This is a genomic window from Streptomyces lichenis, from assembly GCF_023218175.1.
GTDB lineage: Bacteria > Actinomycetota > Actinomycetes > Streptomycetales > Streptomycetaceae > Streptomyces > Streptomyces lichenis.
The window spans coordinates 72,970-88,420 of sequence record NZ_JALPTH010000006.1 but is presented as its reverse complement, the minus strand read 5'-3'; the positions used below and the strand labels follow the sequence as shown (position 1 = coordinate 88,420).

Below are 15,451 nucleotides of genomic sequence, written 5' to 3'. Positions count from 1 at the left end.
GGGCGGGCGCGACCGGATACGGCACGGCCCCACCGCCCGTACCGCGCGTCCGCAACCGCTCCACCGCGTGGCCGCCCTTCGATCCGGCGGGCCCCGCACGGTCCGCCGGGCGGGAGCCTGCCCCCGGGCCCGGGTCCATGCCTGCCGACGGTGATGATCTACGTCACATCCCGCCGGGGCGGGCCATCCCCCTGTGGCCTTCCTCACGGTGCCACGTTTCCGGCCCGGGCCAGAAAAGGGTCAACCACCACCCCCGTACGGCTGGTTACGCTCGGCACATGGCTGAGACGACCCCGGCGAAACCGCTCGCCACGTACGACCCACCCGTGACGCAGGACCCCCCGGTGACGCTCGACCGGCGCGAGGGCCCCTACGGCGAGGTGGTGCTGCGGCAGCGCGGCGAGCTCTTCGAGATCATCGCCAACGGCACGTTCCTGATGGACACCTCCGACGGGCGGTCCGAGCGCCTGCTGGTCGACGCGGCGCGCGACGCGCTCGGCACCCGGGCCCATCCGACGCTGCTCATCGGGGGGTTGGGCGTCGGGTTCTCGCTGGCGCGGGCCGCCGCGGACGCCTGCTGGGGCCGGATCGCGGTGGTGGAGCGGGAGAAGGCGGTCATCGACTGGCACCGCGAGGGGCCGCTCTCCCGGATCACCTCGGAGGCGCTCGCGGACCCGCGCACGGTGCTGCTCCACGAGGACCTGGTGGCCCATGTCCTGGACGCCCCGGACACCTATGACGCGCTCTGCCTGGACGTCGACAACGGGCCGGACTGGACCGTCACCGAGGACAACGGCTCCCTCTACTCGCCCGCCGGTCTGGCCGCCTGCGCGGCCCGGCTCAACCCGGGCGGGGTGCTCGCCGTGTGGTCCGCCCGGCCGTCCGGCGATTTCGAAGACTCCTTGCGGAATGCCGGTTTCAGCGGGGTACGGACCGAAGAGATCCCCGTTGCCCGGGGCGTACCGGACGTCGTCCACCTCGCCGTTCGCCCTGCGTAGCCGGGACGCGGTCGGTGCCTTTACGCTGCTGACCGGGCAGCCGCCGACGGCACCCGTCGCCAGTGGTGCCGTCGGACTCAGCGGCGCTGTCCGGGTACGGCACGGAACTACACGCTCGCGCAGGACGCGACAGGGGCGGGGCGATGGAGCAGACACACACCAGTCCGAACGGCACGGCGGCCGGGGCGGCCACACCGGGCACCCAGCGCCGTGTGCTGGTCGTCGAGGACGACAGCACCATCGTGGAGGCGATCTCCGCCCGGCTGCGCGCCGAGGGCTTCCAGGTGCAGACGGCGACCGACGGGCCGGCGGCGGTGGAGGCGGCCGAGGCGTGGCAGCCGGACCTGATGGTGCTGGACGTGATGCTGCCGGGCTTCGACGGTCTGGAGGTCTGCCGCCGGGTCCAGGCGCAGCGGCCGGTGCCGGTGCTGATGCTCACCGCCCGCGACGACGAGACGGACATGCTGGTCGGTCTCGGAGTGGGCGCGGACGACTACATGACCAAGCCGTTCTCGATGCGGGAGCTGGCGGCCCGGGTCCATGTGCTGCTGCGGCGGATCGAGCGGGCCGCGCAGGCCGCGGCCGCCCCGCGCAGCGGCATCCTGCGCCTGGGCGAGCTGGAGGTGGACCACGCCCAGCGGCGGGTGCGGGTGCGCGGTGAGGACGTGCATCTGACGCCGACCGAGTTCGACCTGCTGGTCTGCCTGGCCAACACCCCCCGCGCGGTGCTCTCCCGCGAGCAGCTGCTGGCCGAGGTGTGGGACTGGGCGGACGCCTCCGGCACCCGGACCGTGGACAGCCACATCAAGGCGCTGCGCCGGAAGATCGGCGCCGAGCGCATCCGCACGGTGCACGGGGTCGGCTACGCGCTGGAGACGCCCGCGCCATGAGCGGGACCGGGGGGCGCCAGGCGGCGGACGGGGTGCCCGGGCAGGCCCGCCCCCGTGCGCGCACCCCGCGCCGGGGCAGGACCGGGGAGCGTTCGGCGCCGTCCCTGCCGGGGTGGTCGCGGCTGGGCACGGTCCCGGTGTCGATCAAGACCAAGCTGGGCACCCTGGTGGTGGTCTCGGTCTTCATCACCACCGGGCTGCTGATGGTGGCCCTGCGCACCGAGACCGAGCTGCGCTTCATCACCGTCTTCTCGGTGATCGCCACGCTGCTGATCACCCAGTTCGTGGCGCACGGGCTGACCGCGCCGCTGGACGAGATGAACCGGGTGGCCGGGGCCATCTCGCACGGCGACTACACCTGCCGGGTGCGGGGCGCGGACCGCCGGGACGAGCTGGGCGACCTGGCCTCCACCATCAACCGGATGGCGGACGACCTGGAGTCGGTGGACCGCAACCGCAAGGAGCTGGTGGCCAACGTCTCCCATGAGCTGCGCACCCCCATCGCGGCGCTGCGCGCGGTGCTGGAGAACGTGGTGGACGGCGTCTCGGCGGCCGATCCGGAGACCATGCGGACCGCGCTGAAGCAGACCGAGCGGCTGGGCCGGCTGGTGGAGACGCTGCTGGACCTGTCCCGGCTGGACAACGGGGTGGTGCCGCTGCGGGCCGGCCGCTTCGAGGTGTGGCCGTATCTGTCCGGGGTGCTGAAGGAGGCGAACCTGGCCGCCGCCCAGCGCCGGCTGAGTTCCGGCTCGGGCCACCACACCCGTACCGACGTCCATCTGCATCTGGACGTCTCCCCGCCGGAGCTGACCGCGCACGCGGACGCGGAGCGGCTGCACCAGGTGGTCGCCAACCTGATCGACAACGCGGTCAAGCACTCCCCGCCGCACGGCCGGGTCACGGTGCGGGCGCGGCGCGGGGCGCTGCCGGAGTCGCTGACCCTGGAGGTCCAGGACGAGGGGCCGGGCATCCCGCAGTCGGAGTGGCACAAGGTCTTCGAGCGGTTCAACCGGGGCGGTGTGCCCTCCCCGCACGGCCCGGGCAGCGACGGCGGCACGGGACTGGGGCTGGCCATCGCGCGCTGGGCGGTGGATCTGCACGGCGGCCGGATCGGGGTGGCCGAGTCGGTGCGCGGCTGCCGGATCCGCGTCACCCTCCCGGGAATTCCGCAGCAGCGCGGTTGACGGTGAAGGTTGACCCCCGGCCTTGACGATCGGGTGTGCGCGGGTGGTCCGGAGGCGGGCGGGGTTGACGTAGGGTCGGTAGCCGCGGTTCCGGTTGCCGCCGTCGGTCGGAGCCCACGCGACGGGGCCCTGACCAGCGGTTGTGTGCCGCGGGAAGGTGGCCGCGCTCCGGATCGCCGGGGGCCGCGGCGAGGCGCCCTCCTACCCGTTTCCGGTCGAACCACGCTTGTTTCCCGCCCTTCATCGCCGTGAAACACGTCTCACGATGTGATCTACACGACGATGACGATGCCCGGCCTGCACGTCCGGGCCGGGGAGGCGTAGCCTTTATTTCCGCTGTCCATCACCTTGCGAAGCGGAAGAGGGCGGTTACCGCCGTGTCGTCTCAGTCCCCCAGTAATGCGAGCACATCGACCGACCAAGACGGCCAGGGCCAGAACCCTGCCGCCGCGTTCGGTGCCAACGAGTGGCTCGTCGACGAGATCTACCAGCAGTACCTCCAGGACCCGAATTCGGTCGATCGCGCCTGGTGGGACTTCTTCGCCGACTACAAGCCGGGCGCCGCCGACGCGGCGGACAAGCCCGCCGAGGCCCCGTCGGGAGCCTCCGCCGCCCAGCCCGCCCAGGGCCAGGTGCCCGCACCGGCCGCCGCACAGCCGGCCGGCGCGCAGCCCGCCCAGGCGCAGGCCGCCGCCCCCCAGGCCGCCCCGGCGCCCGCCGCCCAGCCCGCGCAGGCCAAGCCGGCGCAGGCGCAGGCCGCCGCCCCCGCCGCCAAGCCGCAGGCCGAGCAGCCAAAGGCCGCGCAGCCCAAGGCCGCCGCTCCCGCGAAGCCGAAGGCCCAGCAGGCGCAGGAGTCCACCGAGGCGCCGGCCGGTCCCGAGTTCGTGACCCTGCGCGGGCCCTCCGCCGCGGTCGCCAAGAACATGAGCGCCTCGCTGGAGCTGCCGACCGCCACCTCGGTCCGCGCCGTCCCGGTGAAGCTGCTGTTCGACAACCGCATCGTCATCAACAACCACCTCAAGCGGGCCCGCGGCGGGAAGATCTCCTTCACCCACCTCATCGGGTACGCGATGGTGCAGGCCATCAAGGCCATGCCGTCGATGAACAACTCCTTCGCGGTGAAGGACGGCAAGCCCACCCTGGTCAAGCCGGAGCACATCAACTTCGGCCTCGCCATCGACCTGGTGAAGCCCAACGGCGAGCGCCAGCTGGTGGTGGCCGGCATCAAGAAGGCCGAGACCCTGGGCTTCTTCGAGTTCTGGCAGGCGTACGAGGACATCGTCCGCCGCGCCCGGAACAACAAGCTGACCATGGAGGACTTCACCGGGGTCACGGTCTCCCTGACCAACCCCGGCGGCCTGGGCACCGTCCACTCGGTGCCGCGGCTGATGCCCGGTCAGTCCGTCATCATGGGCGTCGGCTCCATGGACTACCCGGCCGAGTTCCAGGGCACCTCCCAGGACACCCTGAACAAGCTGGGCATCTCCAAGGTGATGACGCTCACCTCGACCTACGACCACCGGGTCATCCAGGGCGCCGCCTCCGGCGAGTTCCTGCGGATCGTGGCCAACCTCCTCCTGGGCGAGGACGGTTTCTACGACGACATCTTCAAGTCGCTGCGGATCCCCTACGAGCCGGTGCGCTGGCTCAAGGACATCGACGCCTCGCACGACGACGACGTCACCAAGGCCGCGCGGGTCTTCGAGCTGATCCACTCCTACCGGGTCCGCGGCCACGTCATGGCCGACACCGACCCGCTGGAGTACCGCCAGCGCAAGCACCCCGACCTGGACATCACCGAGCACGGCCTCACCCTGTGGGACCTGGAGCGGGAGTTCGCGGTCGGCGGCTTCGGCGGCAAGTCCATGATGAAGCTGCGCGACATCCTCGGTGTGCTGCGCGACTCGTACTGCCGCACCACCGGCATCGAGTTCATGCACATCCAGGATCCCAAGCAGCGCAAGTGGATCCAGGACCGCGTCGAGCGCCCGCACTCCAAGCCCGAGCGCGAGGAGCAGCTGCGCATCCTGCGCCGGCTCAACGCGGCCGAGGCGTTCGAGACCTTCCTGCAGACCAAGTACGTCGGCCAGAAGCGCTTCTCGCTGGAGGGCGGCGAGTCCGTCATCCCGCTGCTGGACGCGGTCATCGACTCCGCCGCCGAGTCCCGGCTGGACGAGGTCGTCATCGGCATGGCCCACCGCGGCCGGCTGAACGTGCTGGCGAACATCGTCGGCAAGTCGTACGCGCAGATCTTCCGCGAGTTCGAGGGCAACCTCGACCCGAAGTCGATGCACGGCTCCGGCGACGTCAAGTACCACCTGGGCGCCGACGGCACCTTCACCGGCCTGGACGGCGAGCAGATCAAGGTCTCGCTGGTCGCCAACCCCTCGCACCTGGAGGCGGTCGACCCGGTCCTGGAGGGTGTCGTCCGCGCCAAGCAGGACGTCGTCAACAAGGGCGGCACCGACTTCACCGTGCTCCCGGTCGCCCTGCACGGCGACGCGGCCTTCGCGGGCCAGGGCGTGGTGGCCGAGACGCTCAACATGTCGCAGCTGCGCGGCTACCGCACCGGCGGCACCGTGCACATCGTCATCAACAACCAGGTCGGCTTCACCGCCGCCCCGGAGTCCTCGCGCTCCTCGATGTACGCCACCGACGTGGCCCGCATGATCGAGGCGCCGATCTTCCATGTGAACGGCGACGACCCCGAGGCCGTGGTCCGGGTCGCGCGGCTGGCCTTCGAGTTCCGCCAGACGTTCAACAAGGACGTGGTGATCGACCTCATCTGCTACCGCCGCCGCGGTCACAACGAGGGCGACAACCCGCAGTTCACCAACCCGCAGATGTACAGCCTGATCGACAAGAAGCGCTCGGTGCGCAAGCTCTACACCGAGTCGCTGATCGGCCGCGGCGACATCACCCTGGAGGAGGCGGAGCAGGCGCTCCAGGACTTCCAGGGGCAGCTGGAGAAGGTGTTCGCCGAGGTCCGCGAGGCCACCTCGCAGCCCGGCCCGGCCCATGTGCCGGACGCCCAGGCCGAGTTCCCGGTCTCGGTCAGCACCGGGGTCTCCGCCGAGGTCGTCAAGCAGATCGCCCAGTCCCAGGTGAACGTCCCGGACCGGGTCAAGGTCCACCCGCGGCTGATGCCGCAGCTCCAGCGCCGTGCCGCCTCGGTGGACGACGGCACCATCGACTGGGGCATGGGCGAGACCCTGGCCATCGGCGCGCTGCTGATGGAGGGCGTCCCGGTGCGGCTGTCCGGACAGGACACCCGCCGAGGCACCTTCGGCCAGCGCCACGCGGTCCTGGTCGACCAGGAGACGGGCGAGGACTACACCCCCCTCCAGTACCTCGCCGAGGACCAGGCCCGCTACAACGTCTACGACTCGCTGCTCAGCGAGTACGCGGCGATGGGCTTCGAGTACGGCTACTCGCTGGCCCGCCCGGACGCCCTGGTGATGTGGGAGGCGCAGTTCGGCGACTTCGTCAACGGCGCCCAGACGGTGGTGGACGAGTTCATCTCCTCCGCCGAGCAGAAGTGGGCGCAGACCTCCGGCGTCACCCTGCTGCTGCCGCACGGCTACGAGGGCCAGGGCCCGGACCACTCCTCGGCCCGTCCCGAGCGCTTCCTCCAGATGTGCGCGCAGAACAACATGACGGTCGCCATGCCGACCCTCCCGTCCAACTACTTCCACCTGCTGCGGTGGCAGGTGCACAACCCGCACCACAAGCCGCTGGTGGTCTTCACCCCGAAGTCGATGCTCCGGCTGAAGGCCGCGGCCTCCAAGGCGGAGGAGTTCACCACCGGCGGCTTCCGCCCGGTGATCGGTGACGAGTCGGTGACCGCGGACGCGGTCCGCAAGGTCGTCTTCTGCGCCGGCAAGGTCTACTACGACCTGGAGGCCGAGCGCCAGAAGCGGGGCGACACCAGCACCGCCATCATCCGCGTCGAGCGGCTCTACCCGCTCCCCGGCGCGGAGCTCCAGGCCGAGATCTCCAAGTACCCGAACGCGGAGAAGTACCTCTGGGCCCAGGAGGAGCCGGCCAACCAGGGTGCCTGGCCGTTCATCGCGCTCAACCTGATCGACCACCTGGACCTGGCCGTCGGCGCGGACATCCCGCACGGCGAGCGCCTGCGCCGCATCTCGCGCCCGCACAGCTCGTCCCCGGCCGTCGGCTCCGCCAAGCGCCACCAGGCCGAGCAGGCGCAGCTGGTCGCCGAGGTGTTCGACGCGTAGGGCCTGACGCGTAGGAGCGCCCCCTGCCGGACACCGTCCGGCAGGGGGCGCTCCGTTGTGCCGCTTCACACGCGGCTCAGGCCGGAGTGCTGATCACGGTCCCTTCGGGCAGCCTGCGCACCTGGCGGGCGATGGCGGCGCAGTTGTCGAAGTAGTCCCGCCGGCCGGTGCGCTCCCGGTTGGCCACGGCGTCCTCGCCGCCGAGCAGCAGGGGCACCCGGTAGCCCACGACCTCGTCGAAGGCCAGCGGGTCGGGGTCACCCGGATAGGCCTCCCGCCACTCCCGGAAGGCGCCGGCTCCCAGCCGGTCCTCGACGCCCGCCGCGAGGAAGCCGTCCGGGTCCAGCCCCGTGGACAGGGCCGTGCCCCTCGCCGGGTCGACCACCACGACATCGTCCGCGCCGGCCAGCAGCTCGCGCCCCGACCAGTCGAAGGCGAACGGGACGTAGCATCCCTCGATCCCCGCCACGAGTCGGGCGCAGGCCGCGTAGGAGACACGGGCGGAGGCGGGCGTGTGGAACCGCAGCAGCCCCTCCGCCAGGGTCTTCCCCGCCACCTCGCCGAACAGCCCGTCACCCTCCTCGGGGACGTCGTCCGCCACGGTGTCCGTCACCGGGAACCGCCGCAGCAGGACCTCCAGCGTCACTCCCCGCCCCTCTCCCCGGCCCCCTCCGCGCCTTCGCGCGACCGGGCGCCCGGCACCCGGATGACGACGACCCCGCTGCCGAGGTCTATCGGGCCCCGTCCGGGGTCGGCGTCACCGGCCTCGTCCAGGGTGATCTCCTGGCGGCGCTTCTCCTCCTCGGTGTGGCGCCGGCCCGGGGCGAACAGCTCGTTCAGGGCGCTGCCGAACATGGTCGTCTCCTTCTGGCCGGCCCCCGCCCGCACCGGGCGGCCCCTCCATGGTGCGGCACCGCGCTCCGGGCGCTGCGGGCGCTACTCGTCCTCGTCCTCGTCGTCCAGCCGGGCCAGCCAGGTGGCGAGCCGCTCGACCGGGACCTCGAAGTCCGGGTTCAGATCGACGAAGGTGCGCAGCTGCTCGGCCAGCCACTCGAAGGTGACCTCCTCCTCGCCGCGCCGCTTCTCCAGTTCCTCGATGCCACGGTCCGTGAAGTACATGCGTACAGCCTAGCGAGCGGCCCGCACGGCACTCGGCTCTCTTGACGCCTCCGGTCCGCGATATATCGTATTCATCGGAGAACGCGATATGTTGCGTTGCAAGCCGAGGAGGCGCCATGCCGGAATGGTCGGTCAGCGAGCCCGAGCGGCTCACCTTCGACGACCCCGTCACCCAGCTGCGGGTACGCGTGGTGGACGGCGCCGTCAACGTGGTCGGCGTGGAGGAGGGGCCCGCGCGGCTGGAGGTGTCCGGGGTCTCGGGCCCGCCCCTCACGGTCACCCAGGAGGACGGCGTCCTCACCGTCGCGTACCCGGATCTGGCCTGGAAGGGGCTGCTCTCCTGGCTGGGCGGCAAGGAGTGGGAGCGCAGCGCCGTCGTCTCGGTGGTGGTGCCGGCGGACGCGGCCGTCTCGGTCGGGTACGTCGGGGCGGAGGTCGTGGTCTCCGGGGTACGGGGCAGCGCGGAGGTCCGCGGGGTGCACGGCCCGGCCACCCTGACCGGGATCTCCGGCGAGGTGCGGGCCGAGACGGTGTCCGGGGACGTGGAGGTGCAGGCGGTCACCGGCGGGCTGCGGTTCCGGTCGGTGTCCGGCGGGCTGACCGTGGTGGAGGGTGCGGGCGCCTCGGTACGGGCCGAGTCGGTGAGCGGGGCCGTGGTGGTCGACCTGGACCCGGCCGACGCGCCCAGCGACGTACGGCTGAACACGGTCTCCGGCGAGGTGGCCATCCGGCTGCCGCATCCGGCCGACGCCCGGGTGGAGGCGACCACCGCGGGCGGCAGCGTCTCCAACGCGTTCGAGGACCTCCGGGTGGACGGCCAGTGGGGCGTCAAGCGGATCACCGGCCGGCTCGGCGCGGGCCGGGGCACGCTGAAGGCCACCACGGTCTCCGGCTCCATCGCCCTGCTCCGCCGCCCCGAGTCTCCGGAGGCCTCCACGGCCGCAGACAACCCCGACGCCCCCGAAGGGAAGGTGCTCTGAGATGCCCGTGTTCGCCCATGGCCGCCTGCGGCTGTATCTGCTCAAGCTGCTGGACGAGGCCCCCCGCCACGGCTACGAGATCATCCGGCTCCTTGAGGAGCGCTTCCAGGGGCTGTACGCCCCCTCCGCCGGCACCGTCTATCCGCGGCTGGCCAAGCTGGAGGCGGAGGGGCTGGTCCGGCACACCACCGAGGGCGGTCGCAAGGTGTACGCCATCACCGACGCGGGGCGCGCCGAACTGGCCGACCGCAGCGGTGAGCTGGCCGATCTGGAGGTGGAGATCCGGGACTCGGTGGCCGAGTTGGCCGCGGAGATCCGGGAGGACGTGCGCGGGGCGGCCGGTTCGCTGCGCCAGGAGATGCGGGCGGCGGCCGGGGAGAGCCGGTACGCGGCCGAGGGCGGCGCTGAGGAGCAGCGGGACGCCTGGTGGGCGGCGAAGGACGAGCTGCGCCGGGCCCGGCAGCAGTGGCGGGAGCAGACCCGGCAGGCCCGGGACGAGTCGCGGCGCGCCCGGGAGGACGCCCGCAGCGCCCGCGAGCAGGCCGAGGAGGCCCAGGAGCGGGCTCGCCGGGAGATGCAGCGGATGGCCCAGCAGGTCCAGGAGCAGGTGCAGCAGCATCTGTCGGGCGGCCCCTGGCCGGCCGGGGTCCGCGACGGCCTGTCGGACCTGGCCGGCCGGCTCGGCGGCCTGTTCGCCGGGGCGCCGGCCACGCCCTGGCCGCCGTACACCAAGCCGGACCCCGAGCCCGCCCCCGCCACGGCCGCCGCACCCGAGTGGGGTGCGACGGACCCGGCCGAGGACCCGGCCCGCGCGCTGGAGCGGCTGCTGGACCGGCTCCGCGACGAGGTACGGGACGCCGCCCGCGACCACGGCGTGGACTCCGCCCGACTCGCCGAGGCCCGCCGCCATCTGGCCACCGCCGCGACCCGGGTCACCGCCCTGCTGCGGGAGCCGGAGGACGGGGCCGCGAACGGGTAGCGGGCCGGCCGCCCACCGCACCGCGCGCGAACGGTGAGCATTGTCCGGCGCCCCGCACGGCGGAGGCGGGACGGGGTGGCGGCCGCAGATCGTCGGGCAGCACCCGGAAGCAGGGGTGCCGGTCGCACACGTGCTCCCGGGACCACCGAGCGGGCCATGTGCCCGCCACCGGCAACACCATCGGCAACACCCCCGTGGACGGCCTACCTTGGGGAGACCGCACCCCCTCCCCCCCACCGGAGCCCGCTCTGTGAAAGCCGTACGCCTCCCCCTCCGCGGCGCCCTCCTGCTGCCGGCGGCCCTGCTCCTCGCGCTGCTGCCGTCAGCACAGCCGGCGCCGCTGCCGCAGGCCCGGCCCGCGGCGGCCGCCGGCAGCGCCCCCGTCTCACTGCTGTACGACCCCGGCCCCGCGCACGACTGCTACTCGATGCTCGTCGAGGACCCGCCCGACGGCGACGTAACCCCCGATCCGGCCCGGGTGAGCAGCCGGGGCTGCGGGGCGTTCGCCGGGACCGAGGAGTTCACCCGCAACGAGCCCACCCGCCCCACCTGGGACCTCGGCACCTACGGGTACGGCCGCGGGCAGTGGGGGAGGTCGCCCGGGTACGCGTTCTCGCAGACCCCGCAGAACGGCGGCGCTTCCAAGACGGTCACCATGACCAACGACGCCACCGCGCTCTGCCGGTTCAGGGAGACCAACGTCAGCTACACCTACTCGGGTGCGCAGTTGAGGCCCGGCCCCGACCGCCGGCCGGTCACCATGGCGGACGGGCGGGTGGACGTCTCGTACCGCGCGAAGGTCTCCCAGCGCGGCGGCTTCAGCTGCCAGGGCGGCGAGAGGCGGGCCCTGCTCACCACCGACGTCATCCTGGAGGACAGCTACCACGGGGCCAGCAGGCCCCATGTCATCTCCGTGGTCCACTTCGACCCGGGAAAGTTCCGGCCGGTGCAGCCCGACGGCGTGATGTGGTCCACCCTGCCGAAGGGCGCGACCGAGTGCCCCGCGAGCGGCTGCCGGGTCATGGTGCGCGACACCGAACAGCTGACCGACTCGACGCGGAAGGCGGTGAGCGTCGACTTCAGCCGGCTGTTCCAGCAGTACCAGAGCCATCTGAACCCCCGGAACCTGCCGGCCTCCGCCTTCCGCCTGCGCGGCGTCCAGGTGGTGAGCAGCAACACCGGCAGCGCCACCACCACCGAGGTGAGCGAGGTGGACGCGCGCCTCACCCCCGGCGCGGCGCCCCGGGGGCCGCTCACCTACGGGCTGAAGGGGGCCGGGGGCCGGGCGCTGTGCCTGGACGACTTCGGGAACGACACCACCTCCCCGGCGGTGGTGAGCGTCTGGGAGTGCAACGGGGGCAGCGCGCAGAACTGGACGATGGGCCGGGACGGCACCCTCCGGGTCAACGGCCTGTGCCTGGACGCCGCCGGGGGCGGCACCGCCAACGGCACCGCGGTGCAGCTCTACACCTGCAACGGCGGATCCCACCAGAAGTGGGTGCTCGGCCGGTACGACCAGGTCTACAACCCGGCCTCCGGGCGGTGCCTGGAGGTCGAGGACGCCTCCACCGCCCCGGGGGTGGCCCGGCTGCGGCTCTACGACTGCTGGGGAGGCGTCCACCAGAAGTGGAGGACCTGAGGGGACGGGGGCGCTAGGCCACCGCCCCCTCCCCCGGCTCGCCGCCCTCGGCGCCCTTCGCCAGGGCGCGCTCCAGGGCCCCGTAGGTGGCGCCCTGTTCGGCGAGGACGTCGGCGACCGGACCGGGACGGGCGGCGAGGGCGAGCAGCAGGTGCTCGTCGCCGATGTACCGGTCGCCGCGGCCGAGGGCGACCCGCAGGGAGCGTTCCAGGACGCCCTTGGCCTCGGTGGTGAGCCGGCCGCCGCCCCCGAGGCGGCGCCGGACCCGCCGGTCACCGCGCAGCGCCCCGGTGCCGTGCACCGCCTCCACCCGGGAGACGATCTCGGCCACGTCGATCCCGAGCCCGGCGAGCGCCTCGGCGTCCGCCCTGGTCAGCCCGGCCCGCCGGGCCGCCTCGGCGAGTGCGGCGACCACCTGGTCCCGCCGGGCGGCGACCCCCAGCCGGTCGAGGGCGGCGGCGGACGGGGTGCCCTCCAGGTCCAGCAGGGCGAGCAGCAGGTGCTCCTCGGTGACGGAACCGGCCCCGGCGCGCTCGGCGCGCTCGACGGCGGCCTTGACCACCGTACGGGCCGCCTCGGTGAACCGTTCGAACATCTCAGTGCCTCCCGTGCTTCTTGTGGACGGCCTGGCGGCTGACGCCCAGCTCGGCCGCGATCTCCTGCCACGACCAGCCCTGCGCGCGTGCGCCGCGGACCTGGACGGCTTCCAACTGCTCCAGCAGGCGCCGCAGCGCGGCGACGGCCCGCAGGCCGATCCGGGGGTCCCGGTCGCCCGCGCGTGCGGCGAGATCCGTTGCTTCGGTCATGGTGTCAATGTAGGTTGACACACTCCAAGGCGTCAACCCTCGTTGACAGGCGGGGCGGTCCAGCGGATGTCCACCCTCGCCCCCGGCACCGCCGCCACCCGCACCCGGGCCGACCTCCCCGGCGCCACCACCGCCGTACGCGGCCAGGCGCGGCCCTCCACGGTCACCCGCCACCCGGTCGGGCCGGGCGGCAGGGAGAGCACGGTCGGCCCGGACGCGCGGCCGTCCCCGGCCACGTACCGCACCTTCTCCGGACCGGCGGCCAGCACCCGGCCCGCCACCGCCTCCGCATACGGCGCGGCCGTCTGCTCCTTATGGGTACGCCAGCGCCCCTGGCCGTCCAGCGCGCAGTAGCCGCCGCCGTAGCACCAGACATAGCCCGCCCAGCCGGAGGAGTAGCGGTCCAGCGAGGCGAGCGCGTCCCGGTAGAACCGGCCCATGTTCGGCAGGGAGTTGTTCAGCGGGCCCCACTCCCCCACCACCACCGGCACCCGGTACCGCCGCGGGTAGGCGGTCACCGCGGCCTCATAGGCCTCGATCCACCCGGCCTCCGGGTCGTAGTCGGCGCCCGCCTCCATCGCGGTGTCGTAGAAGTGCGGCGCGTACACCACCTTCGGGTCCCGGATCCGGCCGAGCCCGGTGGGCACCCCCTCCCCCACGATCGGCGTGGGCTCCACGAAGAGCCGACTTCCCCGGTCCACCGAACGGATTGCCGCCGCCAGCCGGTTGTACATCGGGGTCAGCTGCTCCCGCTCGATCCGGCGGGCCGCGTCCGGCAGTTCCTCCCCGGGCCGCAGCTCGCCCATCGGCTCGTTGACCAGGTCGTAGCCGAGCACCGCCGGGTGTCCGCCGAACCGCCCGGCCAGCACCCGCCACATGGCCGCCTGGGCGCGGCGCAGGTCGGCGTCCTCGTAGAGATGGGTGAACGCCCGCTGCACCGCGGGCTCGAAGTACTCGGAGAACCAGTCGTCCGGGCGCGGGGTGAACGGCAGCCCGTCGGTCCTGGTCGCCCACTCCGGGATCCCCCGGTGCCCGAACGCGGGCCCGAACACGTCCTGGTGGGCGTCGATCAGCACCCGGATCCGGTGGCGGTGCGCCCAGCCCAGGATGCGGTCGATCTTCCGCAGATACGCCTCGCTGTACCGCCCGCGCCGGGGCTCCAGGTCGTCCCAGAAGACCAGCAGCCGGGCGAAGCCGAAGCCGCGGGCCCTCAGGTCGCGGAAGTGCTTCTCGGTGATGGCGGCCAGGGCGTCCGCCCCGCGCCCGGACTTGTCCTCGACGTTCCAGCCCCGCAGGGTGAGCACCCGCCCCCGGTCGTCGGTGAGCGGCGGAATGCCCTCGGTGGAAGCAGAGGCGGAAGCGGAGGCGGACGACACAGGCACGGGGGCCGGGGCGGCGGGGGCGGACGGCAGCAGGGCGAGCAGCGCGGCCAGGGCGGCGGCGGGGGCGAGTAGGCGCACGGGGGACCTCCGGCTCGGGTGCCGGAGATCCCATCAGCGGGCCCGAGGCGCCATCAAGGCGCAGACCGGCCAGATCACTCCCCGGTCGGGGGAAGGGACTCGGTACGGAAGCGCCGGCGGTACTCCGTCGGGGTGGTGCCCAGGCGCCGGCGGAACGCGCGCACCAGGGTGCCGGTGGTGCCGAAGCCGCAGACGGAGGCGACGCGTTCGAGGGTGGCGTCGGTGGTCTCCAGCTCGGTCCGGGCCCGTTCCACCCGGGCCGCCTCCACATAGGCGCTCGGGGTGGTGCCGAGCTCGGACTTGAAGATCCGGGTGAGCTGGCGCTCGCCGATGTGCGCGTAGGCGGCGAGGTCGGCGATGCCGAGCGGGCCGGCCAGCTCGCGCATGATGTGGTGGCGCAGCTCCTCGACGCGCCGGGTGGTGGAGACCGGTTCCAGCGGGACGCTGAACTGGCTCTGCCCGCTGGGCCGCTTCAGGTACATCACCAGTTGGCGGGCCACCCGCAGCGCCAGGGTCTCGCCCAGGTCGTCCGCCACCAGGGCCAGCGACAGGTCGAGGCAGGCGCTGATGCCCGCGCCGGTCCACACCCGGCCCTGCCGGACGAAGATCGGGTCCGCGTCCACCTCGACCGCCGGATGGTCGGCGGCCAGCTGCCCCGCGGTCGACCAGTGGGTGGTGGCGCGCCTGCCGTCGAGCAGCCCGGCGGCGGCGAGCAGATGCGCCCCGACGCAGACGGACGCGATCCGCCGTGCGCCGCCCGCCAGTTCCCGTACCCGGTCGACCACCGCCGGGTCGGTGATCGCGCGGACCCGGCCCTCGCCGTCCGTCTCGACCGAGCCGGGCACCAGCAGGGTGTCGATCCGCCGCGCGGCCACCGCGTCGAAGGTGGTGTCCGGGAGGATGCGCACCCCGGCGGCCGTGCGGACCGGCTCCGGGGTCTCGGCGGCCAGCACCACCTCGTACCCCTCCGCCTCGCCCGTCTCCCGCCGCACCAGGGAGAACACCTCCGGCGGCCCGGTGACATCCAGCAGGTCCACGCCCTCGAACAGCACCACGACCACCAGCCGCCGCACGGCTCCCCTCCCCTGTCCCCGGGTCTCTCGATGTCGGTTTCTGCATGTTAGACGGCATTGCCGACACCGGCGGGTCCGCCATAGC

The 15,451-nt window shown here is 73.2% G+C and carries 14 protein-coding genes; 7 read left to right on the top strand and 7 right to left on the bottom strand.

Annotated elements, in window-relative coordinates:
* Positions 1–278 precede the first annotated feature (278 nt).
* From M1O15_RS08355 to M1O15_RS08340, 4 genes are all read left to right on the top strand, one after another.
* Positions 279–998 carry a spermidine synthase family protein gene (locus M1O15_RS08355; protein ID WP_248632628.1) on the top strand — a complete coding sequence of 240 codons (720 nt, stop codon included), beginning with the start codon at positions 279–281 and terminating at the stop codon, positions 996–998.
* Positions 999–1,141: 143 nt separating this feature from the next.
* Positions 1,142–1,888 (top strand): response regulator transcription factor, encoded by a 747-nt coding sequence (locus tag M1O15_RS08350; RefSeq protein ID WP_248632627.1) that lies wholly within the window; start codon positions 1,142–1,144, stop codon positions 1,886–1,888.
* On the top strand, positions 1,885–3,072 hold the full coding sequence (locus M1O15_RS08345) for a HAMP domain-containing sensor histidine kinase (protein WP_248632626.1): 1,188 nt from the start codon (positions 1,885–1,887) through the stop codon (positions 3,070–3,072). Before M1O15_RS08350 ends, M1O15_RS08345 begins: the two co-directional genes overlap by 4 nt.
* 377 nt (positions 3,073–3,449) lie before the next feature.
* Positions 3,450–7,310 (top strand): multifunctional oxoglutarate decarboxylase/oxoglutarate dehydrogenase thiamine pyrophosphate-binding subunit/dihydrolipoyllysine-residue succinyltransferase subunit, encoded by a 3,861-nt coding sequence (locus M1O15_RS08340; RefSeq protein WP_248632625.1) that lies wholly within the window; start codon positions 3,450–3,452, stop codon positions 7,308–7,310.
* 76 nt (positions 7,311–7,386) lie between these two features.
* Here M1O15_RS08340 and M1O15_RS08335 read toward each other — a convergent pair whose 3' ends face one another.
* The 3 genes from M1O15_RS08335 to M1O15_RS08325 form a co-directional block, all read right to left on the bottom strand.
* The gene (locus M1O15_RS08335; protein WP_248632624.1) at positions 7,387–7,956 is read right to left on the bottom strand and encodes a DUF1851 domain-containing protein; all 570 of its coding nucleotides are present in this window, start codon (positions 7,954–7,956) and stop codon (positions 7,387–7,389) included.
* Complete coding sequence (locus M1O15_RS08330) at positions 7,953–8,165, bottom strand: DUF6191 domain-containing protein (protein WP_248632623.1); 213 nt, start codon at positions 8,163–8,165, stop codon at positions 7,953–7,955. The genes M1O15_RS08335 and M1O15_RS08330 overlap by 4 nt, the downstream gene beginning before the upstream one ends.
* Positions 8,166–8,246: 81 nt before the next feature.
* A complete protein-coding gene (locus tag M1O15_RS08325) occupies positions 8,247–8,429 on the bottom strand; it encodes a DUF6104 family protein (protein WP_003961784.1) in 183 nt (60 codons plus the stop codon).
* Positions 8,430–8,545: 116 nt separating this feature from the next.
* Between M1O15_RS08325 and M1O15_RS08320 the strand changes: the two genes are divergently transcribed.
* The 3 genes from M1O15_RS08320 (at position 8,546) to M1O15_RS31620 (ending at position 12,027) form a co-directional block, all read left to right on the top strand.
* Positions 8,546–9,409, top strand: a complete 864-nt coding sequence (locus M1O15_RS08320) for a DUF4097 family beta strand repeat-containing protein (RefSeq protein ID WP_248632622.1) — start codon at positions 8,546–8,548, stop codon at positions 9,407–9,409.
* Position 9,410: 1 nt separating this feature from the next.
* Positions 9,411–10,388: a PadR family transcriptional regulator gene (locus tag M1O15_RS08315; RefSeq protein ID WP_248632621.1), complete on the top strand. Its 978-nt coding sequence runs from the start codon at positions 9,411–9,413 to the stop codon at positions 10,386–10,388.
* Between the two features lie 250 nt (positions 10,389–10,638).
* Positions 10,639–12,027: a ricin-type beta-trefoil lectin domain protein gene (locus tag M1O15_RS31620; protein WP_248632620.1), complete on the top strand. Its 1,389-nt coding sequence runs from the start codon at positions 10,639–10,641 to the stop codon at positions 12,025–12,027.
* 13 nt (positions 12,028–12,040) lie between these two features.
* On the opposite strand, the gene M1O15_RS08305 is transcribed toward M1O15_RS31620, so the two are convergent.
* The 4 genes from M1O15_RS08305 to M1O15_RS08290 all read right to left on the bottom strand — a co-directional run bounded on the left by M1O15_RS08305 (position 12,041) and on the right by M1O15_RS08290 (position 15,366).
* Entirely contained in the window at positions 12,041–12,622 is a 582-nt protein-coding gene (locus M1O15_RS08305) for a Clp protease N-terminal domain-containing protein (RefSeq protein WP_248632619.1), read from the bottom strand.
* Between the two features lies 1 nt (position 12,623).
* Positions 12,624–12,833 (bottom strand): helix-turn-helix domain-containing protein, encoded by a 210-nt coding sequence (locus tag M1O15_RS08300; protein WP_248632618.1) that lies wholly within the window; start codon positions 12,831–12,833, stop codon positions 12,624–12,626.
* Positions 12,834–12,865: 32 nt separating this feature from the next.
* Entirely contained in the window at positions 12,866–14,293 is a 1,428-nt protein-coding gene (locus tag M1O15_RS08295) for a glycoside hydrolase family 5 protein (protein WP_372499398.1), read from the bottom strand.
* A gap of 74 nt (positions 14,294–14,367) precedes the next feature.
* Entirely contained in the window at positions 14,368–15,366 is a 999-nt protein-coding gene (locus tag M1O15_RS08290) for a GlxA family transcriptional regulator (protein ID WP_248632617.1), read from the bottom strand.
* Between the last annotated feature and the right edge of the window lie 85 nt (positions 15,367–15,451).

Coding starts and splice junctions, on each gene's coding strand:
- M1O15_RS08320 (WP_248632622.1), top strand. CDS start 8,546: ATGCCGGAATGGTCGGTCAGCGAGCCCGAGCGGCTCACCTTCGACGAC.
- M1O15_RS08300 (WP_248632618.1), bottom strand. CDS start 12,833: ATGACCGAAGCAACGGATCTCGCCGCACGCGCGGGCGACCGGGACCCC.
- M1O15_RS08350 (WP_248632627.1), top strand. CDS start 1,142: ATGGAGCAGACACACACCAGTCCGAACGGCACGGCGGCCGGGGCGGCC.
- M1O15_RS08355 (WP_248632628.1), top strand. CDS start 279: ATGGCTGAGACGACCCCGGCGAAACCGCTCGCCACGTACGACCCACCC.
- M1O15_RS08330 (WP_248632623.1), bottom strand. CDS start 8,165: ATGTTCGGCAGCGCCCTGAACGAGCTGTTCGCCCCGGGCCGGCGCCAC.
- M1O15_RS08325 (WP_003961784.1), bottom strand. CDS start 8,429: ATGTACTTCACGGACCGTGGCATCGAGGAACTGGAGAAGCGGCGCGGC.
- M1O15_RS08345 (WP_248632626.1), top strand. CDS start 1,885: ATGAGCGGGACCGGGGGGCGCCAGGCGGCGGACGGGGTGCCCGGGCAG.
- M1O15_RS08305 (WP_248632619.1), bottom strand. CDS start 12,622: ATGTTCGAACGGTTCACCGAGGCGGCCCGTACGGTGGTCAAGGCCGCC.
- M1O15_RS08315 (WP_248632621.1), top strand. CDS start 9,411: ATGCCCGTGTTCGCCCATGGCCGCCTGCGGCTGTATCTGCTCAAGCTG.